The organism is Alysiella sp., assembly GCF_030525755.1.
Lineage (GTDB): Bacteria > Pseudomonadota > Gammaproteobacteria > Burkholderiales > Neisseriaceae > Simonsiella.
Window position 1 is genome coordinate 1 of record NZ_JAUNEC010000019.1, and the last position, 22,243, is coordinate 22,243.

Annotated in this window: 20 protein-coding genes and 1 pseudogene; 8 read left to right on the forward strand and 13 right to left on the reverse strand. The window is 43.0% G+C overall.

Annotation, left to right across the window (positions count from 1 at the left end):
- The 7 genes and pseudogenes from Q4B82_RS04985 to nrdB form a co-directional block, all read right to left on the reverse strand.
- Window positions 1-244 (reverse strand): annotated as a pseudogene (locus tag Q4B82_RS04985) (ribosome small subunit-dependent GTPase); the annotation flags it as partial.
- Between the two features lie 78 nt (window positions 245-322).
- On the reverse strand, window positions 323-1,495 hold the full coding sequence (gene lapB / locus Q4B82_RS04990) for a lipopolysaccharide assembly protein LapB (RefSeq protein ID WP_303065329.1): 1,173 nt from the start codon (window positions 1,493-1,495) through the stop codon (window positions 323-325).
- A 13-nt stretch (window positions 1,496-1,508) separates the two neighbouring features.
- A complete protein-coding gene (locus Q4B82_RS04995; RefSeq protein ID WP_303065330.1) occupies window positions 1,509-1,820 on the reverse strand; it encodes a lipopolysaccharide assembly LapA domain-containing protein in 312 nt (103 codons plus the stop codon).
- Between the two features lie 65 nt (window positions 1,821-1,885).
- Window positions 1,886-2,665, reverse strand: a complete 780-nt coding sequence (locus Q4B82_RS05000) for a ferredoxin--NADP reductase (RefSeq protein ID WP_303065331.1) — start codon at window positions 2,663-2,665, stop codon at window positions 1,886-1,888.
- A gap of 56 nt (window positions 2,666-2,721) precedes the next feature.
- On the reverse strand, window positions 2,722-4,461 hold the full coding sequence (msbA, locus tag Q4B82_RS05005; protein WP_303065332.1) for a lipid A export permease/ATP-binding protein MsbA: 1,740 nt from the start codon (window positions 4,459-4,461) through the stop codon (window positions 2,722-2,724).
- 95 nt (window positions 4,462-4,556) lie between these two features.
- The gene (yfaE, locus tag Q4B82_RS05010) at window positions 4,557-4,856 is read right to left on the reverse strand and encodes a class I ribonucleotide reductase maintenance protein YfaE (RefSeq protein WP_303065333.1); all 300 of its coding nucleotides are present in this window, start codon (window positions 4,854-4,856) and stop codon (window positions 4,557-4,559) included.
- A 68-nt stretch (window positions 4,857-4,924) separates the two neighbouring features.
- Window positions 4,925-6,058: a class Ia ribonucleoside-diphosphate reductase subunit beta gene (nrdB, locus tag Q4B82_RS05015; protein ID WP_303065352.1), complete on the reverse strand. Its 1,134-nt coding sequence runs from the start codon at window positions 6,056-6,058 to the stop codon at window positions 4,925-4,927.
- Between the two features lie 254 nt (window positions 6,059-6,312).
- On the opposite strand from nrdB, the gene Q4B82_RS05020 reads away from it, so the two are divergent.
- The gene (locus Q4B82_RS05020; protein ID WP_303065334.1) at window positions 6,313-7,938 is read left to right on the forward strand and encodes a CTP synthase; all 1,626 of its coding nucleotides are present in this window, start codon (window positions 6,313-6,315) and stop codon (window positions 7,936-7,938) included.
- A 206-nt stretch (window positions 7,939-8,144) separates the two neighbouring features.
- Here Q4B82_RS05020 and mnmA read toward each other — a convergent pair whose 3' ends face one another.
- The 6 genes from mnmA to Q4B82_RS05050 form a co-directional block, all read right to left on the reverse strand.
- Entirely contained in the window at window positions 8,145-9,236 is a 1,092-nt protein-coding gene (gene mnmA / locus Q4B82_RS05025; protein ID WP_303065335.1) for a tRNA 2-thiouridine(34) synthase MnmA, read from the reverse strand.
- 103 nt (window positions 9,237-9,339) lie between these two features.
- Entirely contained in the window at window positions 9,340-10,407 is a 1,068-nt protein-coding gene (gene lptG / locus Q4B82_RS05030; RefSeq protein WP_303065336.1) for an LPS export ABC transporter permease LptG, read from the reverse strand.
- An 86-nt stretch (window positions 10,408-10,493) separates the two neighbouring features.
- A complete protein-coding gene (locus Q4B82_RS05035) occupies window positions 10,494-11,357 on the reverse strand; it encodes a DUF808 domain-containing protein (protein ID WP_303065337.1) in 864 nt (287 codons plus the stop codon).
- 188 nt (window positions 11,358-11,545) lie between these two features.
- Window positions 11,546-12,088, reverse strand: coding sequence for a membrane integrity-associated transporter subunit PqiC (locus Q4B82_RS05040; RefSeq protein ID WP_303065338.1), 543 nt, complete (start codon window positions 12,086-12,088; stop codon window positions 11,546-11,548).
- Window positions 12,085-13,716, reverse strand: coding sequence for an intermembrane transport protein PqiB (pqiB, locus tag Q4B82_RS05045; RefSeq protein ID WP_303065339.1), 1,632 nt, complete (start codon window positions 13,714-13,716; stop codon window positions 12,085-12,087). Before pqiB ends, Q4B82_RS05040 begins: the two co-directional genes overlap by 4 nt.
- 53 nt (window positions 13,717-13,769) lie before the next feature.
- Window positions 13,770-15,086: a paraquat-inducible protein A gene (locus Q4B82_RS05050; RefSeq protein WP_303065340.1), complete on the reverse strand. Its 1,317-nt coding sequence runs from the start codon at window positions 15,084-15,086 to the stop codon at window positions 13,770-13,772.
- A gap of 516 nt (window positions 15,087-15,602) precedes the next feature.
- Between Q4B82_RS05050 and ung the strand changes: the two genes are divergently transcribed.
- The 7 genes from ung (at window position 15,603) to pheA (ending at window position 22,061) form a co-directional block, all read left to right on the forward strand.
- A complete protein-coding gene (gene ung, locus Q4B82_RS05055; protein WP_303065353.1) occupies window positions 15,603-16,262 on the forward strand; it encodes a uracil-DNA glycosylase in 660 nt (219 codons plus the stop codon).
- Between the two features lie 98 nt (window positions 16,263-16,360).
- A complete protein-coding gene (gene pncB, locus Q4B82_RS05060; RefSeq protein ID WP_303065354.1) occupies window positions 16,361-17,581 on the forward strand; it encodes a nicotinate phosphoribosyltransferase in 1,221 nt (406 codons plus the stop codon).
- A 235-nt stretch (window positions 17,582-17,816) separates the two neighbouring features.
- Window positions 17,817-18,677, forward strand: coding sequence for a phosphoribosylaminoimidazolesuccinocarboxamide synthase (locus Q4B82_RS05065; protein WP_303065355.1), 861 nt, complete (start codon window positions 17,817-17,819; stop codon window positions 18,675-18,677).
- Window positions 18,678-18,827: 150 nt separating this feature from the next.
- Window positions 18,828-19,037, forward strand: coding sequence for a PIN domain-containing protein (locus Q4B82_RS05070; protein ID WP_303065341.1), 210 nt, complete (start codon window positions 18,828-18,830; stop codon window positions 19,035-19,037).
- Window positions 19,038-19,115: 78 nt separating this feature from the next.
- A complete protein-coding gene (locus Q4B82_RS05075) occupies window positions 19,116-20,003 on the forward strand; it encodes a Dyp-type peroxidase (protein ID WP_303065342.1) in 888 nt (295 codons plus the stop codon).
- Between the two features lie 66 nt (window positions 20,004-20,069).
- The gene (locus Q4B82_RS05080; RefSeq protein WP_303065343.1) at window positions 20,070-20,900 is read left to right on the forward strand and encodes an HlyC/CorC family transporter; all 831 of its coding nucleotides are present in this window, start codon (window positions 20,070-20,072) and stop codon (window positions 20,898-20,900) included.
- A gap of 84 nt (window positions 20,901-20,984) precedes the next feature.
- A complete protein-coding gene (gene pheA / locus Q4B82_RS05085; RefSeq protein WP_303065344.1) occupies window positions 20,985-22,061 on the forward strand; it encodes a prephenate dehydratase in 1,077 nt (358 codons plus the stop codon).
- The last annotated feature ends 182 nt before the right edge of the window (window positions 22,062-22,243 follow it).

Below are 22,243 nucleotides of genomic sequence, written 5' to 3' on the forward strand. Positions count from 1 at the left end.
GTTGGCTAACGTTGGCTGCAATGAGTTTGGATTTATGAGCATCTTGGCGGTAAAGTAGGCTTTGACGAGGTAGATGTTTTTCAATTACGGCTTGTTCTTGGTTGAGAATTTGTACTTGAACAAAATCACCACAAGCATAATCAGTACGTTTGCTGCGTGTCGTGGCATCATAGATATGTTGATTTTCTGTGCGTATTGTGTATCGGCGACCGTAGCTGCTAATGATTTGGGCTGTTTGTAACATGATTTAAATGGAAATTAAGATTGAGGCTGCCTGAAATTGATTTGGGGTTCCAGGCAGCCTGAAAAAGTATAATTAGATTTAGACTTCAATTTTATTTGGGGTAAAGGTTTCCCATTTATTGCAAGCTGGACAATGCCAGAAGAATACTTGTGATTTGAAATGGCAGTTGCGACAGCGATACATTTGTGATTTTTGTAATTGTCGTGCCAATACACCACGCATCATATCAGCATCAGCTTTCCATTGTGGGTGTAAATCGGACATTTGTAAGCCCAATAAGCGATACATACCATTTAAATCGGGTTTGATTCGCACAATATCCAATATGATTTGAGTAGCTTTTTCTTCGCCATATAAAAGTAGTGATTTTTCGTAAATGACATTGTGTAAATCCAGTTGTACAAAAGTTTTGGCGTAACCGATAAGTACATTTAAACCATCTTTACTGCGACCTAATGCATCGTAAGCATCGTATAATTTTTCTCCTACCATGCTTAAATAAGCATGGTTTTGTTTTTCAATGGCGGTATAGGTTTCAATGGCTGCCTGAAAGTTACCTTGTTTTTGTTTAATGTCGCCCAAAATCATGTTGGCACGGGTGCATTTTCGGTTGGCATTTAAGGCTGCTTGAATGGAGGTGCATGCGGCATCAAAATTGTTGTGAAACAGATAAGTTTGTGCTATTTCACAATGAAATTGTGCGATTTCAAATTGATAGGTTTGTTCATCGTGTGCCAATAGTTTGGCGGTTGCAATGGCTTTTTCCCAATCTCGGTCTTGTTGATAGATGTTGAGTAGAACTTCGTTGGCTTCTTTTGCTAAATTACCATTTTGTAGTTCTAAAAAAATGTGTTCGGCTCTGTCTACCAAGCCTGCGCTTTGATAGTCTAAACCCAATTCATATAATATTTTGGTGCGTTTTTCACCAACGGTATCGGGTAAATTGAGCAATGTTTTATGTAGAGAGATGGCTTTGTCGTTTTCGCCACGTTGACGATACAGTTTCCCCAAAGTCAGACTTAATTCATAAGAACTTTCTTGTTGTTCAATGATTTCGGCTAAATTGCGTGCTGCTTTACTGGTATTTTTGTCTACTAATGCATCTAAGCTGCCATAAAATCCTGTGGGTATGCTTTTAGCATTTTTTAAAACGTGTTTCATGTCCACGCGTGCTGCATACCAACCCATACCGAAAAAGACAGGCAGCAAAATAATGGGAATGAGTAATAACCAAATGGTTAGGTTTTCCATACTGGTTTCCATTTTAAGATTGGGTTTTGTTGTGTTGGTTTGCTTGAATAGGTGCACTGATGTCTTGTGTGCCAAGACGTGCTGATTTATTGACTTCGTTACGCAAACGGCTGTTTTCGTTGCGTAAACGAATCAAACGACCAAACATGGCAAAAATACCAAAGGCAGCCCCAATGATGAATGCCAAAAATAAGACCACAATCAAAGGCCATTCCACTTGTTGGCTGGGAAGATAGGAAAATGGGACACGTTGTGTGTTGATGAGTGCCAAAATCAAGAAGAAAATCAAAATGATGAATTTGATTGCTGTGTAAATGGGTTTCATGATGGATATTGCCTTTTTGTTGCATAAGTGGCTGCCTGAAAAGTTTTAGGCAGCCTTAATATGGATTATTGTTCTACAAATGCGCGTTCAATCAAATAATCGCCGCGCACACCTGTTTTGGGAGAGGCAACCAAGCCAAATTCATTCAAAATGGCGGATGTATCGGCATTCATGGGCATACTACCACAGAGCATGGCACGGTCATCTTTGGGATTGATGGGTGGTAAACCAATATCTTCAAAGATTTTTCCTGATTTGAGTAAATCAGTTAAACGACCTTGATGTTTAAAAGGTTCACGTGACACAACGGGATAGTAAATCAATTTTTCGCGCACCATTTCACCCAAAAATTCGTGATTGGGTAAGTTTTGTGTGAAATGGTCGTAGTATGCTAAATCGGTTTTATGGCGTACACCGTGAACCAAAATCACTTTTTCAAATTGCTCATAAATATCGGGGTCTTTGGTGACACTCAAAAATGGTGCGAGACCTGTTCCTGTTGAAAGCAAATAAAGGTGTTTGCCGCCTTCGTTTAAATCGCTGGCAATCAAGGTACCAGTTGGTTTTTTGCTGATTAAAATGTTATCGCCTACTTTTAGGTGTTGTAAACGGCTGGTTAAAGGTCCATTTTGTACTTTGATGCTAAAAAATTCCAAATGTTCTTCCCAGTTGGCACTGGCAACGCTGTATGCTCGCATCAGGGGTTTGCCATCTACCATTAAACCAATCATGACGAATTGACCGTTTTCAAAGCGTAAACTTTCATCGCGTGTACAGGTAAATGAAAAATAGGCATCGGTCCAGTGGTGTACCGACAGAACTTTTTGGGTATTGAATGCGGCCATTTGGCTTTCCTTGCTAATAAAAATGAAAGGGATTAGGGGCAGGCTGCCTGAAAGAGTTATTCTTTAAATTGTAAGTTATGTAAATCGGCATAACGTCCATGTTTTGAAAGTAATGTTGTGTGTGTACCTTGTTCCACAATTTTACCTTCATGCATGACCACAATTTGGTCGGCATTTTCAATGGTAGACAATCTGTGGGCAATGACAATGGTGGTGCGATTTTGCATCAGGTTTTCCAATGCTGCCTGAACCAGTCTTTCTGACTCATTGTCTAATGCGCTGGTGGCTTCGTCCAAAATCAAAATGGGGGCATTTTTCAATAGGGCCCGGGCGATGGCGATGCGTTGGCGTTGTCCGCCCGATAATTTGGCACCGTTTTCGCCGATTTGTGTGTTTAAGCCTTGAGGCAGTTTTTGTATGAACTCCCATGCGTTGGCAGCTTGTGCGGCAGCGATGATTTCGGCTTCGTTGGCTTTGGATTGTGCGCCATAGGCGATGTTTTCAGCGATGCTGCCATTGAACAATACCACATCTTGGCTGACAATAGCGATGCGTTCACGCAATGATGCCATGCGGTATTGTTGAATGTCTGTGCCACCGATGCTGATGCTGCCTGAAATGGGGCTGAAAAAACGTGGCAATAGATTAACCAATGTGGTTTTACCACAGCCTGATGCGCCGACCAATGCGTAAACTTTGCCTTGTGGTACGGTAAAGCTGATGTCATTTAAGCTGTTGCGTTCTGTGTCTTCATAACGATGTACCACATTGTGAAAAGTAATGTCGCCTGTATTTTCAGGCAGCATTTGCGTACCCCAATCGGGTTCTTCTGGTTCATCAAGAAAGTCAAAAACACTTTCAGCTGCTGCTAGACCGCGCTGCAAGGAATTGATGACACCTGTTAGGCGTTTGATGGGGTCAAACATCATAATCATGGCGGTTAAAAATGACATGAAATCGCCTGCACTGAATGTGCTGTTTTGAGCGCGATGTGCAGCTAAATACAAAATGAGAGACAGGGCGCAGGATACCAGCAATACTGTAATGGCAGAACTGGCAGAACTGGCAGCGGTTTGTTTGATGCCATTGCGACGGACTTCTTCGGAAAAACGTTTAAAACGGCTGATTTCGCGTTCTTCGCCACCGTAAATTTTGATGACACGATTGCCATTGACACTTTCAGACAGCGTTTGCAGCATATGACCACCGAGTTTTTGACTTTCGCTGGACAGTTTGCGTAAGCGTTTGCTGACCAAGCGCACACATAAGCCAACTATGGGTAAGGTTACCAAAGTAATCAGCGTTAATTTCCAATCCAAATAGAATAGGTAAATCATGAGAGCAAATACGCTGATGCCATCTTTGAATAAGACAGTGAGTACATTGAAACCTGCATCGGTAATTTGTGCGGCATCGCCTAAAATGCGGTTGATGATGCGACCACTGTTGTTGTGCAGATAATAATCATTGGGTAATCTTAAAAGTTTGTTGAACAATTCTTGGCGTAAGGTTTGCACCAAATGTCCTGCAATATAGCTGTTGGTGTAGGCATTGAGAAAATTGAACACGCCATGTACGATAAATAAACCGACAATCGCCAATGGCAACCACGTTATCATTTCAATGTTTTGCCCTGTGAAACCTTCGTCAATCAAAGGTTTAATTAAACGCGCAAATAAGGGCATGGTTATCGCCACGACAATCATGGAGATAATGGAAATGCTGAAAATGCCAAAATAACGGCGTAAATAGCCAAAAAGTCTGCGGTAAAGTATGTTGGCTGGGGTGGTTTGCATGGGATAGATGTATGGAAAATTGAGATGGGGATTGTAAGTGAAAAACGGTATTCGGGCAATGTAACCTTGTGTGTTGTAGGCTGCTTGAAAGGTGTTTATGGGTCGTCATTAAATAGGGGCAATTCTGTATTTTGTTTTGTGTAACGCATTTTAACTGCAATGGCAATGTCTTCTTTGACACGGCAGCAGCAAGGCAAAATGTCATCGGGCATCAAGAAAGCCATAGGCATTTCATCATAGCTGACGCTGCCTGAACGTAATTTAACGCGACATGAACCGCAATAACCACTGCGACATTGGTATTCAATTTCGTGTCCTGTGCGTTCCAATGCTTCCAGTAGTGTTTCATTTTCACGTAAAGGAAAGGTTTTGCTGTCGGTGGTAATGTGTGGCATGAGAAATTCAGTTATTGAGGCTGCCTGAAAGCGTGAAATCGGTTTTCAGGCAGCCTGTGTTTTTCAGATTATAACTCAAAATCACCTAAATCATCGGCATTGACTTCGGCATCAATTTGACCAATTAAATAAGATGAGATTTCAACTTCTTGGGGCGCAACTTGTACATTGTCGCTGGATAGCCATGCGTTAATCCAAGGAATTGGGTTTTGGTTGGCGTGGGGGAAAGCAGCGGGTAGTCCAACTGCAAGCATACGGTGATTGGTAATGTATTCAACGTATTGGCTTAAAATGTCTTTATTTAAACCAATCATGCTACCGTCTTTAAACAAATAAGCTGCCCATTCTTTTTCTTGTTCAGCGGCTTTTTGGAATAAAGCAAAACATTCATCGTGCAATTCTTCGGCGATTTGTTTCATTTCGGGGTCGTCTGCACCGCTGCGCATGATGTTGAGCATGTGTTGTGTGCTGGTTAAATGCAAGGCTTCATCACGCGCAATCAGTTTAATGATTTTGGCGTTGCCTTCCATTAGTTCACGTTCAGCAAAGGCAAACGAACAGGCAAAAGAAACGTAAAAACGAATGGCCTCCAACACGTTGACGCACATTAAACATAAATACAGTTTTTTCTTTAGTTCGCGCAAAGAAATGGTGACAATTTTATTGCCAATTTGATGTCGTCCCTCACCCAGAAGATTGTAGTATTGGGTATATTCAATCAGGTCGTCGTAATAACAGGCAATGTCTTCGGCGCGTGCGATGATGTACTCATTTTGTACAATGTCGTCAAATACCAAGCTGGGGTCATTTACAATATTGCGAATGATGTGAGTGTAGCTGCGTGAATGTATGGTTTCGGAGAATGACCATGTTTCAATCCATGTTTCCAATTCAGGAATAGAAACCAAAGGCAGTAGGGCAATATTGGGACTGCGACCTTGAATGGAATCCAATAAAGTTTGGTATTTTAAATTACTGATGAAAATGTGTTTTTCATGTTCAGGCAGGTTTGCGTAATCAATACGGTCTCGTGAAACATCAATTTCTTCAGGTCGCCAAAAAAATGAAAGCTGTTTTTCAATCAGCTTTTCAAAAATTTCATAGCGTTGTTGGTCGTAACGTGCCACATTAACACTTTGACCAAAAAACATGGGTTCAAGCAAGGCATTATTGGCTTTTTTTGAGAAGGTGCTGTATTGCATCTCCAAATGTTCGCAGGACATGGTTGTATTCTCTCTAAAAATGTGTTGCAGATTGTACCGCAAACACATTTTGAAATCATGGTTTAAAAACCTTTAATATTCAGTAAGTATTGTGAGTTGTTTGAAAATTTATTTTTAAACAATAGATTATCTTATTAAGAAAATTATTGTTTTCAGGCAGCTTAATTTTCAGGCACTTTTTCTTTTGTGGCATTTACGTTAAAATCACGCATTCCAACACAGGTTTTTCAATCATGACAAAATTCATTTTCGTAACTGGCGGCGTTGTCTCATCACTTGGTAAAGGCATTGCCGCCGCTTCTATTGCGGCAATTTTGGAATCGCGTGGTTTAAACGTAACCATGCTGAAACTTGACCCCTACATCAATGTTGACCCCGGTACCATGAGTCCATTTCAACACGGCGAAGTGTTTGTTACCGATGACGGTGCCGAAACCGATTTGGATTTGGGGCATTATGAGCGTTTCATCAACGCCACCTTGTCGCGCAAAAACAGCTTTTCCGCAGGGCAAGTTTACGAAAACGTGATTGCCAAAGAAAGACGTGGCGATTATTTGGGTGGTACGGTGCAAGTCATTCCGCACATCACAGATGAAATCAAACGCCGCATTCACGATGGCGCAACGGGCAAAGACGTGGCGATTGTGGAAATTGGCGGCACGGTGGGCGACATTGAATCCTTGCCATTTTTGGAAGCGATTCGCCAAATGCGTTCGCAACTGGGTCGTGCCAACACGCTGTTTGTGCATTTGAGCTATGTGCCATACATTGCGGCGGCTGGCGAAATCAAAACCAAACCCACGCAACACACCGTAAAAGAAATGTTGAGCATTGGCTTGCAACCCGATATCCTCATCTGCCGCATGGACAGATTGCTGCCTGATGATGAACGCCGCAAAATCGCCTTATTTTGCAATGTGGACGAACGCGCCGTGGTGGGCAGTTATGACGCAGGCAGCATTTATGAAATCCCCGAAATGCTGCACAATCAAGGCATTGACAACATCATTTGCGAACAATTGCAACTGAATGTGCAACAAGCCGATTTGACCGCGTGGAAAAAAATCGTTCACGCCATCAACAATCCCAAACACACCGTGAAAATTGCGATGGTCGGCAAATATGTGGATTTGACCGAATCGTACAAATCGCTTACCGAAGCCTTGAAACACGCAGGCATTCACACGCAAACCGATGTGAACATTACTTACATTGACAGCGAAAACATTGAAAAAGACGGTACAGGCTGCCTGAAAGATTTTGACGCGATTCTCGTCCCAGGTGGATTTGGTTCGCGCGGTGTGGAAGGCAAAATTGCGGCAGCCAAATTCGCGCGTGAAAACAAAGTGCCATACTTGGGCATTTGCTTGGGTATGCAAATTGCGCTGATTGAATACGCGCGCAACAAAGCCAATTTGAGCAACGCCAATTCCACCGAATTTGATGTGAAAACGCCACACCCTGTTGTTGCCCTGATTGACGAATGGCAAACGGCAGATGGCAGCGTGGAAAAACGCGATGAAAACGCCGATTTGGGCGGCACCATGCGCTTGGGCGCACAACAGGTGGAGCTGACTGAAAACAGTTTAGCCGCCAAAATTTATGCCGCAACGCAAATCCGCGAACGCCATCGCCACCGCTATGAAGTGAACAACCATTATCTGCCACAACTGGAACAGGCTGGTTTGAAAATCGGTGGTGTGTCGGTGGGGCGCGAGCGTTTGGTGGAAACGATTGAAATTCCCGACCACCCTTGGTTTTTCGCTTGCCAATTCCACCCCGAGTTCACGTCCAATCCGCGCGATGGACATCGCTTGTTTGAGGCGTTTGTGAAAGCGGCTTTGACACACAAAAAATAATTTCATTTTAGAACCTGTGTTCATAAGATTGATAGAAATCCATCTATCAATCTTATGAACACAGGTTCTTAAAAAATTCAGGCAGTCTGAAATTGCCACACGTTGGGGCTTTCAGGCTGCCTGAAAATAGTGGGCGCAAGTCTCACATTACACGATTCATTATATTTTCATGATACTGTCAATTTTTTTATTCTAGACAAACATAATTATGGTCTGATAATGGGTTTGTCGGTTTCTGTAATGATGCCTCCACCTAAACAGATTTCGCTGTCATACAACACAGCGGATTGTCCTGGCGTAACTGCCCATTGTGGCTCATCAAAAATCAACTCTGCTTCATCATTGCTTAAATAATGCAGTTCACATGCGGCATCAGCCATACGATAACGGGTTTTGCAAGTGTAACGCCCAGCAGCAGGTTTTTCAGGCAGTGTCCAGCTTAATTGTTGCATTTTTAGGCTGTGGCTGAACAAAAGTGGGTGTTCATGACCTTGCACCACAATTAGTTGATTGTTTGTCAAATCTTTACCTGCCACAAACCATGGCTCACCTGCACCGCCTATGCCTAAACCTTTGCGTTGTCCCAAAGTGTAAAACATTAAACCCAGATGTTCGCCCACAATTTTGCCTTCTGGCGTAACCATTTTGCCGTTGTTGGTGGGTAAGTATTGTTGTAAAAAAGCGCGAAAGGGGCGTTCGCCGATGAAGCAAATGCCTGTGCTGTCTTTTTTGGTGGCTGTCGGTAAAGTGGCTTGGGCTGCCAAGCGGCGTACTTCTGGTTTTTCCAAATGTCCCAATGGGAACAGGGCTTTTGCCAATTGGTGTGGTTGTAAGCGGTATAAAAAATAGCTTTGGTCTTTGTTGTTATCCAAACCTTTGAGAAGGTAATGCACGCCATTGCGTATTTCTTTACGCGCATAATGTCCTGTGGCAATCGCTTCTGCCCCTTGTGCAATTGCGTAATCCAAAAAGGCTTTGAATTTGATTTCGGCATTGCACAATACATCGGGGTTGGGTGTTCTGCCTGCTTGATATTCTTGTAAAAAATAGGAGAAAACCCTATCTTTGTATTGTGCGGCAAAGTTCACAATATCAATGTCTATGCCCAAAATATCGGCAACGGCAATGGCATCAAATGAATCTTGTTTGATGCTGCAATATTCGTCATTGTCATCGTCTTCCCAGTTTTGCATGAACACACCACGCACGTTTTTATTTTGCTGTTTCAATAAGTAAGCTGTTACGCTGGAATCCACGCCGCCAGAAAGTCCGACAATGATGTTGTTGGGTTCAGACATTTTGTTTCCTTATTTGATGAGTTGGAATAGAAATGCAGTACAGTAATGAGGCTGCCTGAAAATGGGTAATTGGTTTTCAGGCAGCCTGTGTATTTGATTGACATTAGCGTTTTTCTTGTTTGCGAATCAAATACAGAGCAAGTAAGGCAAATAAAGCAGTAGGTAATATGGCAGACAGAAAAGTAGGAAAGCCATAAAGTTGGCTGCTGAAACCAAACAATTTGCCTGTGAAGAAAAACAACAAACCCAAACAAATACCACCAAACAGTTTTAAACCCATATTGGTGTGCCTGCCTGAAATGGGGGTAAATGCCAGCGCAACCAGCGACATAACCATAGTGGCAATCGGATAAATCAGTTTGTTCCACCAAGCCACATCATACATTAGGGTTTTTTGTTGATTGTTTTTGAGATAGCTGATGTAGGTTGTCAGTGCCGTAAACGACATTTGTTCAGGCGAAACCAATAAAACTTCCAATAAATTGTTGTTTATGTGTGTGTGCCAATCACGTTGTTTGCTTTGTTGCGTGTGAATGTGGTTGCCTGAAAGGGTGCTGCTTTGAACATTGTGCATCAGCCATTTGCCTTGTTCTACTTGGGCAGTTTGGGCGGATAGGGCTTCGGTCAGTTTGAAATCAGTATCATAACGCCAAATTTTGATGCCAACCAAAGTATTATCAGGCAGCATGGATGAGACATTGATGATGTTGTTGTCTTGTTTTAACCACACGCCATAGTGTGCTGCGGCGATGTGTCCTGTTTTGGCAATGGTTTTAATGGTATCGGCACGACGACTTAATTGAGGTGCTAATCCTTCGCCTAAAAAAACGGTGGCAATGGCAAAAATCAGACTGAATTTCAGTATGATACTGATGAGTTTACGGTTGGATAAGCCGCTGGTTTTGATGACGGCTAACTCATTATTATTGGACAGTTGATTGAGTGCAATTAAACCACCAATCAAGGTCGCCAGAGGCATCAGTTGATAGGCGCGTGCAGGTGATTGCATTAGGGTAAATTGTATTGCTGTCCAGAGTGTGTAAGTGCCTTTGCCAATGTTGCCAACTTCACCGAGAAAATCAATGAAGTTGTATAAGGCAAGCAGTGCCAGTAATGTGTAACAGGACATTACGGTTAAGCGGACAATCAGATAACGGGTAATCAGGTTCATGGTTTTAGGGGGAATTGGGTTTCAGGCTAAAATAAGGTTAGCATTCTGTTGTTGATTTCACGTGTATTAAAGAGGCTGCTTGAAAATCAATGTTTTTGTTTTGCCAACCATTTCATCAAAGGCAAAATCACAGCGCAAGCCAAACCCCCAATCAATAAGCCGATGACCAATGTTGCCAGCATTTCTATTGTGCTGCTACCCCATTGAATGTGGTGTAGGGAAGGGACGTTGTGCATGAAAATGCCACCACCAACCAAAAACATTGCCAAAGTACCCACAATGCTTAATGCGCGCATAAACCAAGGCATGAAAGCGATAAGGGTTTGTCCTAATAAACGCTTGCTTAATGTATCGGCTTGCAGCAAATATAGACCAAAGTCATCGGCTTTTACAATTATTGCAACCAGACCATAAACCGCAATCGTGATGCCTATGCCTATGGCAGACAGTGAAATGATTTGTACGGTTAAAGAGGCGTTTTGAACCACGCCCAAGGCGATGATGATGATTTCAGCTGACAAAATAAAATCGGTGCGGATTGCCCCTTTGATTTTGTCTTTTTCGCTGTTTAAATGGTCGGGAAGACTGGTTTCGGTGCTGTGCTGCTCATTGCGATGTAGGATTTTGTGCAACAGTTTTTCCACGCCTTCAAAACACAAATAGGCACCACCTATCATCAATAAAGGTGTAATCCATTTGGGTGCATAAACCGCTAATAGTAAAGCCAAAGGTATCAAAATCACTTTATTGATGAACGAGCCTTTGGCAACGGCCCATACAATTGGTAATTCACGGTCGGCTTGAACGCCTGTAACCTGATTGGCATTGAGTGCCAAGTCATCGCCAACCACACCAGCTGTTTTTTTGGTTGCCATTTTGGTCATCAGGGCAACATCATCTAATACTGTGGCAATGTCGTCTAATAGGGTAAATAGGGAAGCAAAAGCCATTTGGAGCAGACCTCTTTGTGTTTTTTCAGGCAGTATTATAGCGAAAAGCAAAATAGGCTGCCTGAAAGTTATGGTCGCAGAATTGAATAGGCATTACGGCGTTGCCCATGTCCTATACTATTGTTTTATACACGGCTCTCATGGTCGCCTCTTGTATTGCTTTTTTACTTCTGCGATTGGAGCGCATTTTAAGGAATGAGTTGTGTTACCACTTGGTTTAAACCTTTATCTAAACTTTGAATCATCGCAGTATAACCATCACCTGTTTGAGGGGTGATGACGTGAAATGATTGGCGTGAAATGGGTTTTTGCTGGTGTTGATTTTGCCATATGGCATAGCCGCTGATTTCAGTATCGCCTGTGTGTCGTCCTTGAAAACGGTCTAGGTAAATCAGCAATGTGCCATTTGTGTTTAAATGATGTGTGGCTGGAGCAAAGCTGTGGTTGCCAATACGGTTGAATTTATTGGCAAAGACCGCTGCCAAACTGTGTTCCAAAGGTGCTGCCCACAAATGATTTTGGGCGAAATGCACGGTATGTACATCGGTTTGATATACCAAACCATTGTTTTTTAAGGGTTCCGCTAATATAACTTTTACGGCAATAGGCTGAACTTTGTTTTCAGGCAGCCTGAATGCACTATCGGGCAGTTGGTAATATTGGGTAGGGCGTGTGCTGCTGCAAGCGGTTAAAATCAGTATGCTTGCGAGCCATAAAATAAGGCGTTTCATCGGCTTCCTTTCGGTGTTGGATCGGGACTGCCTGAATTGAAAATCAGGGAATTGGGTTTTTCTTTTAGGGTTTGAATAAGGGGGGCAACTTCTTTCAAAGTGCGTTCTAAACTTTGCAGGGTGTTTTGTGCGTCTTGGTAAACGGGCGATTGTGGCGATATGCCATGTAATGTTTGACGCAAAGTTTGTAAAGTTTGGTTCAATTCTGTGGGCAGTTGCTGTGTTTGGCTGCCTGTAAGCAGTTTATTGGCGGATTGGAGTGTGGTTTTTAATTCTTTCAGGCTGCCATTGAGTTCGCCTACGGTTTTGTCTAATGGTAGGGCATTGAATTTATCCAGTAATTTGTTTAATTGGGTTTGCAGTTCGTCTAAACCACCACTGCGTGTGGCAATCACGATGTCGCCGTGGTATGTACCGTGTGGTTTGAGTGTGGGTGTTTGGGACGTGGTATCGGAAAGTTCAATCAGTTTGCTGCCCAAAACCAAGTTGTTGCTGGTAAGTGTGGCGGTTAAACCTTGATTTAATGCTGCCTGAATCAGGTTTTGCCAATGGGTTTTGCTGTGGCGTTGTTGGCTGTTTTCGCCTTCAATTAAGTGTGGTTCTATACGTAAGCGCACAGGTATGTAGCCATTTTGGAATAAATTTTGTTGGTCGCCATCTTGGAAGTAAGCAATATCGGCAACATTACCAATTCGTATGCCTTTGTAGATGACGGGGGCGCCAACGTCTAAACCGCGTATGGAGGTGTTGAAGAAGGCAACGTAATACAGTGTGCGTTCGTCTGCTTGGTTTTCAATTTGGGCACGGTCGTTGTAAATGGTAAATTCTGCACCATTGCTGACTTTTTCGTTTGCTGTGGGTGAATACGGTGGACTATCAAAGGAAATCGCACCCGATAACAGAGCAGAAACAGGTGCGGTTTTGAGGCTGATGCCACCACCGTCCATGCGAACATCTATGCCACTGTCCAACCAAAAACGGCTGGCGCGGTTAATCAGGCTTTCGTTTGGACTGTGAATGAAAATGCTGTAATGCACGCTTTGGTCGTCTGGGTTGAATTTTGCGGTTTCTACTGTACCCACAATATGACTTTGGAACAATACAGGGCTGCCTGCACCTAGCATTTTGCTGTTCTTGCCTTTTAAAGTGAGTCGTATGCCACTTTGACCTAATGCGGAAATCGGTGGTAATTCGGCAACGTGAAACACGCGTTCTTCTTCTGTGCTATGACCTGGTGAAAATGAAATGTATGAACCTGAAAGCAGCGTGCTTAATCCTGTTACGCCGTTTTGGTCTATGCGTGGTTTGACTACCCAAAATTGTGTGTCTTTACGCATTAAGTCCATACTTTGACGGTTCAGTTGAGCAGTAATTTCCACGCCATCACCTTTGGGATTGAGCTTGATGCTGCTGACGCGTCCCACTTCCACATTTAAAACGCGAATGGTGGTGTTGTTGGCTTCAATGCCATCGGCATTGTCCATTAGCAAAGTAATTTCGGGTCCGCGTGCACGCAGATTGTCTATTAGCAGCCATGTTCCAATTATGGTGGCAATGAGTGGTATCAGCCACACAGTTGAAAACAAGGTTTTACTGGGGCGTATGTGGGCTTTTTTTGTTTCGTTCATGTTTTTCACTTGCATGATTTATTGGGTTTCAGGCAGCCTGAAAAGGGTGGATTTTATGTTGTTGAAATGGGTTTGGTGTGTGTTTCGGTTTGGGACATATGATGTTTGTCCCATAGCAAACGTACATCAAAAAAATGTGCCGAAAGCATGGTTAAAATTACCACCAAACAAAAATAAATGGCAGCTGGCCCAGGCGTTACGCGTGCCAAAGGTGTGTAAAACGTGCTCATCAAAATGATGATGACGAAAATATCTATCATGGACCAGCGACCTACGGCTTCGGTTAAACGGTATTGCAGCGACAGTTTTTCTACCGAGATAAAAGGCTTAAATCGTGCACAATACAGCAAAATCAGCATGGAGATGATTTTCAAAGTGGGTACCAGAATGCTTGCGCTGAAAATAATCGTAGCAATCAAACGGTCGCCTTTGTGCCACATATAAATGATGCCGCTCATAATGGTGCTGATTTCCAAAGTCATGGGATTTTGGGAAATCATGATGGTCAAAAAATTTGCAGGAAAATACAAAATTATGGCTGCCAACAGAAACATGAACGACACATACAAACTGTGTGGGCGGCGGTTAAACAGTTCAGAGCCACACACACCACAAAATGTTTCGTTTTGGGGGCGAAAATACAGGCAACGTGAACAACAAACGGTATCAGAGGCTGCCTGAAACAGGGGCGTTTTGCCTCTGCGATGAATTTGGTAATAAAGCCAATGGGGCGATATGGCAACAGCAGTACGCAATAAAAGCAAAATTAAAAAAGGCATTAACCAAAAAGCGGCACCCAAAGTGATTTCTGCTACAGAACGAATTTTGATGTAGGCGACCAACATGGAGATGAAAAACACATCAATCATAATCCATTGTCGCAAACGCGTAATCAAACGTATGGCATGCAATAAGAAAGGGCGATTTTGCTGCCAGACTAAACCCGTGTACACATAAATCGTTACCCATAAAAACAAAACAGGGCTACCAAATGTCAGCGCAAACATTACCAAACCGAGAAAACCCCAGTTATCCGCCAGTAAATTATGCAACATAGCGGGTAAAGTGAGTGGCGAATAAACACTTTGCATTTGAATGTTGGCAAAAGGCTGGCTGTAAACCAAAAGCATCAAAATTAGTGCGGCAAAGGCGCAAGCCAAAACTGTTGCGTAGGCTTCGGGTTCAATGTGTACCAAGTGATGATGACAACGTGGACAAGCCGCATCTTGTCCTTGTCGCAATTTGGGCAAATGCACGCGACAAGCGCATTCAGGACAATCCACAATATGTGCAGGTAAAGTAGCACTGGGCGTATAAACGTGTTGCCAGTGTTTTTCAATTTTGCGAACAAAATGTTGGCGCAGGGACATGAAACAGCAAAAATCAACAAAAACGCCATTATAGCTGAAACACCAATAGGCTGTCTGAAAACCCCAGCGTTTTTCAGGCAGCATTCCAATACATGACAAAAATTTTTGAGCTGCCTGAAAGATACAGATTTGCCAAGTCTTCCGTAGCAGCGTATTTTTACCCAACAGAGTTAAAAATACAGTTGCTGCGGTGTCCAATTTGAAAACTGGGCAAGTTTGGGGTTTAGGGGTTGTCGTATACTGTGTAAGGCAGCATAGAACCTTTGCAAAACCCATTATTGAACCAGATATAGGGTGGATTTTATACCTGCCCTTTGGCAATTTATTGATAGAATAAAACTTCTTGCAATCGAGAACAGGGCAGATACAGTCGTAGAACTGGAAAACACTATGGTGTTGCCAAAGCCCTTATGTATTTCGTTACCGTCTTGTATTGCTTTTTCAATTCTACGACTATTAAGGAAGCCAACATCAAGATGATGAATACAGGTTTTAAGATAAGAAAGGACAATCATGATTAGCACTTGGCAAGAAGCCATAGGTATGGAAAAACAAGCACCTTATTTCCAACAACTTTTGGCACGCATACGCGATGAACGTTTACAAGGACAAACGATTTATCCACCTGCAAACGCCGTTTTTAATGCCTTTAAATTAACCGAATTTGATGCAGTGCGCGTAGTTATTCTGGGGCAAGACCCGTATCACAATGTCGGACAAGCGCATGGTTTGGCGTTTTCGGTGCAGCACGGTATTGCGCCACCACCCTCATTAATCAATATTTATAAAGAATTGGCAGAGGACATAACGGGTTTCAGGCAGCCTGCACACGGCAATTTAAGCAAATGGGCAGAGCAGGGTGTGTTATTGTTGAATACGGTTTTAACCGTACGTGCCCATCAAGCCCATTCTCATGCCGATTATGGCTGGGAAAGGTTTACCGACCGCGTGATTACCCAATTAAATGCCCATCGTGAAAATCTGGTTTTCATGCTTTGGGGCAGTCATGCACAGAAAAAAGGGGCAAGCATAGACCGTTATCGCCACTTGGTTTTGACTGCACCACACCCTTCACCTTTGTCCGCGTATCGTGGTTTTTTCGGTTGCAAACATTTTTCACAAGCCAATGCTTATTTGATGCAACATGGTTTCAAAGCGATTGATTGGCAAAATTAATCACACAATAATATCTCAAACAGGCTGCCTGAAAGTTTCAGGCAGCCTTTGGTTTTGGTGTATGATAATGATTTCCCAAATCAGACCGATACGGAAGCATCATGCCCATTATTCAATCGCTGTTGGATACCGATTTATACAAGTTCACCATGTTGCAAGTGGTGTTGCACCAATTCCCACAAACACACGGTGTTTATGAATTTCGTTGTCGCAACAACGAACAAACCGTTTATCCATTGACGCACATTAAAGATGAACTACAAGCCGAATTGGACGCATTGTGTGAACTGCGTTTTCGTCCTGATGAATTGGCGTATTTGCGTGGTTTGCGTTTCATTAAAAGCGATTTTGTTGATTATTTGGAATTGTTTCAGCTCAAACGCCGTTTTGTGCAAGTGGGCATAGATGAGGCAGGGCGTTTGGCAATCCGCATTGAAGGTCCGATGATACAAGCGATGTTTTTTGAGATTTACATTTTGGCGATGGTCAATGAGATCTATTTCCGCCGCTTGGAAAATGCCGAAGTTTTGAATGAAGGCGAACGCCGTTTACAGCAGAAAATCACTTTATTACAACATTATGCTCAAATTCAAAATCCCCAAGACCCCCCATTTCTGATTTCTGATTTTGGTACACGCCGCCGCTATACATTGGCTTGGCAAGAACACGTTGTACGCTGTTTGGCACAAGCTGCCCCCAACGTATTTCGTGGCACAAGCAATGTTTATCTTGCCAAAAAACTCGGTTTAACCCCAATCGGTACAATGGCACATGAATTTTTACAAGCCTTTCAAGCCTTAAATGTGCGATTGCGCGACTTCCAAAAAGCCGCTTTGGAAGCGTGGGTGCGCGAATATCGTGGCGATTTGGGTGTTGCCCTGACCGATGTGGTCGGTATGGACGCATTTTTGCGTGATTTTGACCTTTATTTTGCCAAGTTATTTGACGGCTTACGCCACGACAGTGGTGACCCTTATGTTTGGGGTGATAAAGCCTATGCCCACTATCGCAAACTCAAAATCAACAGCCAAACCAAAATGCTGACTTTTTCAGATGGTTTGAATTTGGAAAAAGCATGGGATTTGCACCAATATTTCAAAGACCGCTTCCAAACCAGTTTTGGTATAGGCACAAATTTCACCAATGACATGGGACACATTCCGCTCAATATCGTTCTCAAACTTGTGGAGTGCAATGGACAATCTGTCGCCAAAATTTCCGATAGTCCTGGTAAAACCATGACCGACAACGACACATTTTTGGCTTATTTACGTCAAGTGTTTGAAATTAAGTCAGAATCAACAGCATCATTATCGTGATTACTCATGTATAGTTGCAGAATTGAAAAAGCACTACGGCATTCATCGGTGTACACGGTTCTCGTTGTTACCTTGTATTATTGTATGTTCACTTCTACGACTATATTTTAAGCTGCCTGAAAAACATTTGCTTTTTTCAGGCAGCCTTTAAATTTAGGCTGCCTGAAACCCTGTTTCACGCTACAATACGCCGATTTTAATTTATTAATGATTGAATTAAGGAACAATCATGAGTATTTCCCGCATCAGTCCTAAAAAAATTTATTCGGGCAAAGTACGCGATTTGTACGAAATTGACGAGCACACCATGTTGATTGTTGCCAGCGACCGCTTGTCAGCTTTTGACGTAATTTTGGATGAACCCATTGTTGGAAAAGGTGAAATTTTGACGCAGATTTCCAATTTTTGGTTTGAAAAACTGCAACACATCATGCCCAATCATTTTACAGGGCAAACAGTATTTGACGTGCTGCCTGAACACGAAGCCACCGCGATTGCCAAACGCGCTGTTGTCGCCAAGCGCTTGAAACCCGTGAAAATTGAGGCGGTTGTGCGCGGCTATTTGAGCGGAAGCGGCTGGAAAGAATACCAAAAATCGGGTACAGTTTGCGGCATTCCCTTGCCCGAAAATTTGCGTGAAGCGGAAAAATTACCCGAAGTGATTTTTACACCGTCTACAAAAGCCGAAGTGGGCGATCACGATGAAAACATCACTTTTGAGCAAGCGACTGAAATCATTGGTAAAGATTTGGCAGAAGCAGTCCGCACCAAAGCCATTCAGCTCTACACCGAAGCCGCCGAATACGCCTTGTCTCGTGGCATCATCATTGCCGACACCAAATTTGAATTTGGCTTGGATGAAAACGGTGTGTTGACATTGATGGACGAAGTTTTGACTCCCGATTCCAGCCGTTTTTGGGCGGTGGCAACTTATGAAGTCGGCAAAAATCCGCCATCTTTTGACAAACAATTTGTGCGCGATTGGCTGGAACAATCGGGCTGGAACAAGCAGCCACCCGCTCCTGCCATACCAGCCGAAGTATTGGCAAAAACCGTTGAAAAATATCAGGAAGCTTTGGACGTTTTGACCCAATAAATATATAGGGTGCAACTTGTTGCACTAAATCAACGACAAAAATGGGGCGATAATTTGTACCCTACACAATCGGAGAAAAAACCATGTTAATCAGCAAAGTGTATTATCCCGAAGAATAAATCACACAACATTTTGATATTCCAGTTGAAAATGATGAAGTGTGGCGCAATTTTCGTACGCATTTTGCCGATAGATACCGAAATCGCCTTGCGTTGTTCGCATTTACACCTTTCCAATCCACAAAGTGGCTTTGATTTGCTGATTGTCGCTACCGTTTTGGCACACGATTTGATTGCGGTAACGCGCAATATGCGGGATTTCGCCAAAACAGGTGCGAAATTGCTAAATCCCTTTATTTAAAAAAATTTTCAGGCTGCCTGAAAGTTCATTATTTATCCATAATTTTGCTAATTTAGATTTTAAAGAAAGAACAAAACCATGCCCACACCACAATCTTCCATTATTCCAGACCACGCTACGGCGGGTATTTTTATTGAGGCTGATATTGTGTGCCGTGAACACATTCAGGCAGCCTGCAATAATGCATTGACGGCATTGGCGAACATTCAGCAGCGTTATTCTGAAGACCAAATTGGTATGACGATTGCCTTTGGTGCGGATTTTTGGCAAAGTTTAAATCACAGTCATGAAGGCAGTGAAATCAAAAATTTCCGTGCATTGGGCAATGGTTTGGCACCTGCCACACAACACGACTTATTGATTCACATTCAATCTTTCAATCACGACAGCAACTACACTTTGGCGTGGTCGGTATTGGACGGTTTTGGAGACAGTATTCGGGTTGTGAGTGAAACGCATGGTTTTCGCCGTCATGAAGAACGTGGTTTAGACGGTTTTGTTGATGGTACAGAAAATCCACAAGGTGAGGAAAAAATTACCCGTATTGGTGTAGATGAAAACGGTGGCAGCTATGTTTTATTGCAAAAATACCTGCATGATTTAAAGAAATGGGACAGTTTTTCGCTGACACAACAAGAAGAAAGCATTGGACGCAGTCGAGAAAGCAATGAAGAATTTTCGCGCGCTGAACGCCATCCGCGTTCGCATGTGTCGCGCAGCAATTTGAAAGAAAATGGTGTAGGCTTAAAAATTGTGCGCCGCAGCTTGCCTTTTGGCACGGTTTCGGGTGAGCATGGTTTGATGTTCATTGCTTTTTGTGCGCGTTTACACAATATTGAGGCACAGTTACTGAGTATGTTTGGTGAAACCGATGGGCAAACCGATTTGATTTTGGAACGTTTAAGTCGCGCGGTTTCAGGAGCCTATTACTTTGCACCCAGTATAGAAAGATTGCAAGATTTGTGATGTGGATTTTCAGGCAGCCTGATGCTGCCTGAAAATCGGCTATTCTTAAATTCATTCAAAATAATCATGAACGAAACCCCTAATTTTTTAGAGCGTCTGTTGAAGCGTGTTTCAGGCAGCCAAACGCCAGAAACACAACAGGATATGTTGGATTTATTTAAACAAGCGTGTGAACAACAGGTTTTTGATACCGATACTTTGCAGCGTTTGGAAAATGTGTTGCGTCTGAATAATACTGCTGTGCGCGATGCCATGATGACTCGCGCACAAATGGACGTGATTAAAAGCACCGACAGCATGGAACGCATTATTGCTTATGTGGTGGAAACCGCACATTCACGTTTTCCTGTGATTGCTGATGATAAAGACCATGTATTGGGCATTGTCCATGCCAAAGATTTACTCAAATACACACTCAATCCCGAACATTTTAAATTGGAACATATTTTGCGTCCTGCCGTTTTTGTACCAGAAAGTAAACCTTTGAATGTTTTGCTTAAAGAGTTTCAAAGTCAGCGCAATCACATGGCGATTGTGGTGGACGAATATGGTGGTATTTCGGGTTTGGTTACATTTGAAGATTTAATTGAGCAAATTGTGGGCAAAATTGAAGATGAATTTGATGAAGACGATAGCGCAGACAATATTTTTGCGGTTTCGGCTGAACGTTGGCGCATCAATGCTGTTACCGAGATTGAAGCCATCAATGCCCATTTGGGCACACATTTTTCCAATGAAGAAGTGGACACGATTGGTGGTTTGGTTATTCAAGAATTGGGGCATTTGCCTGTGCGTGGTGAAAAAGTGATTTTGGGTGATTGGCAGTTTACTGTTGCTCGTGCCGACAAACGCCGTTTACATACTTTGATGATGGTGCGTGTTAAAGAGGAATCATGACTTAACCCATTTGTATTGGACTTATTTGGTTTTCAGGTAGCCTGAAAACCATTTTAAATTTCACATTTTACGTCAGGAAACATTATGTCAGACGAAGCCAAACTGTTGCCACATCGCAATGCGATTGACCAAATTGACCAAGAAATTTTAACTTTGTTGAATCAACGTGCTAATCATGCGCGTGCGATTGGCGAACTGAAAGGTACAGGCGTGGTTTACCGCCCCGAGCGTGAAGCACAGGTTTTGCATCGCATTCAAGGCTTAAATCAAGGTCCGTTGCCCAATGAAAGTGTGGCACGTTTATTTCGTGAAATCATGAGTGAATGTTTGGCGGTGGAGCGTCCTTTAACCATCACTTATTTAGGACCCGAAGGCACATTCACGCAACAAGCAGCCAAAAAACATTTTGGTCACGCTGCCTACACGGTGGCGTGTGCAACCATAGATGAAAGTATGCGTATGGTAGAAGCACGTCAGGCAGATTATGTGGTTGTGCCAATTGAAAATTCTACCGAAGGGTCAGTAGGACGCACTTTGGATTTGCTGGTGTCCACGCCTTTGCGTGCTTGTGGCGAAGTGGAATTGCGGATACATCATCATTTATTGCGTCAAAGTGCCGATGTGCAAGCGGCAGATGTGGTATATGCCCATGCACAGGCGTTGGCGCAATGCCAACATTGGTTGCGTAAAAATCTGCCTGATAGTGTGCGTCGTGTGGCAGTATCCAGCAATGGCGAGGCAGCACGATTGGCAAAAGAACACGCCAATGCTTTGGCGATTGCAGGGCAAACGGCTGCTGAAATTTATGGTTTGTGTAAATTGGCGGAAAACATTGAAGATGAACCCAATAACACCACGCGTTTTTTGGTATTGGGGCATCAGGAGACCACAGCCAGTGGCAAGGATAAAACGTCATTGATTGTGGGTGCGCCGAATAAAGCAGGCACACTTAATCGCTTGATTGAGCCGTTTACCCAAGCGGGCATTTCCATGAGTAAATTTGAAAGTCGTCCCAGTAAAACGGGTTTGTGGGAATACTTGTTTTTCATTGATATTGAAGGTCATGCCGATGAAGCACACGTTCAGGCAGCCTTAAATGATTTGCGTGAACGCAGCGTGTTTGTCAAAGTTATTGGCGCATATCCTTCGGTGGTATTGTGAAATATGCTGCCTGAAAATGAATGGTGCTGTTTAGATTGGTGTCTGCCATAAAATAACTGCATTTTTGTTTTCAGGCAGCCTGATGTATTCCTAAATTTAAGCTGCCTGAAAACCTGTGATTTTAAACATGAAAAAACCTGCCATAAACACCAAACTCATTAATACATTACCTGTATTGTTCA

Bases quoted from the DNA above. Each gene is read 5' to 3' on its own strand.
- lapB (WP_303065329.1), bottom strand. From the start codon at position 1,495: ATGGAAAACCTAACCATTTGGTTATTACTCATTCCCATTATTTTGCTG.
- Q4B82_RS04995 (WP_303065330.1), bottom strand. From the start codon at position 1,820: ATGAAACCCATTTACACAGCAATCAAATTCATCATTTTGATTTTCTTC.
- Q4B82_RS05000 (WP_303065331.1), bottom strand. From the start codon at position 2,665: ATGGCCGCATTCAATACCCAAAAAGTTCTGTCGGTACACCACTGGACC.
- msbA (WP_303065332.1), bottom strand. From the start codon at position 4,461: ATGCAAACCACCCCAGCCAACATACTTTACCGCAGACTTTTTGGCTAT.
- yfaE (WP_303065333.1), bottom strand. From the start codon at position 4,856: ATGCCACACATTACCACCGACAGCAAAACCTTTCCTTTACGTGAAAAT.
- nrdB (WP_303065352.1), bottom strand. From the start codon at position 6,058: ATGCAATACAGCACCTTCTCAAAAAAAGCCAATAATGCCTTGCTTGAA.
- Q4B82_RS05020 (WP_303065334.1), top strand. From the start codon at position 6,313: ATGACAAAATTCATTTTCGTAACTGGCGGCGTTGTCTCATCACTTGGT.
- mnmA (WP_303065335.1), bottom strand. From the start codon at position 9,236: ATGTCTGAACCCAACAACATCATTGTCGGACTTTCTGGCGGCGTGGAT.
- lptG (WP_303065336.1), bottom strand. From the start codon at position 10,407: ATGAACCTGATTACCCGTTATCTGATTGTCCGCTTAACCGTAATGTCC.
- Q4B82_RS05035 (WP_303065337.1), bottom strand. From the start codon at position 11,357: ATGGCTTTTGCTTCCCTATTTACCCTATTAGACGACATTGCCACAGTA.
- Q4B82_RS05040 (WP_303065338.1), bottom strand. From the start codon at position 12,088: ATGAAACGCCTTATTTTATGGCTCGCAAGCATACTGATTTTAACCGCT.
- pqiB (WP_303065339.1), bottom strand. From the start codon at position 13,716: ATGAACGAAACAAAAAAAGCCCACATACGCCCCAGTAAAACCTTGTTT.
- Q4B82_RS05050 (WP_303065340.1), bottom strand. From the start codon at position 15,086: ATGTCCCTGCGCCAACATTTTGTTCGCAAAATTGAAAAACACTGGCAA.
- Q4B82_RS05070 (WP_303065341.1), top strand. From the start codon at position 18,828: ATGATGAAGTGTGGCGCAATTTTCGTACGCATTTTGCCGATAGATACC.
- Q4B82_RS05075 (WP_303065342.1), top strand. From the start codon at position 19,116: ATGCCCACACCACAATCTTCCATTATTCCAGACCACGCTACGGCGGGT.
- Q4B82_RS05080 (WP_303065343.1), top strand. From the start codon at position 20,070: ATGAACGAAACCCCTAATTTTTTAGAGCGTCTGTTGAAGCGTGTTTCA.
- pheA (WP_303065344.1), top strand. From the start codon at position 20,985: ATGTCAGACGAAGCCAAACTGTTGCCACATCGCAATGCGATTGACCAA.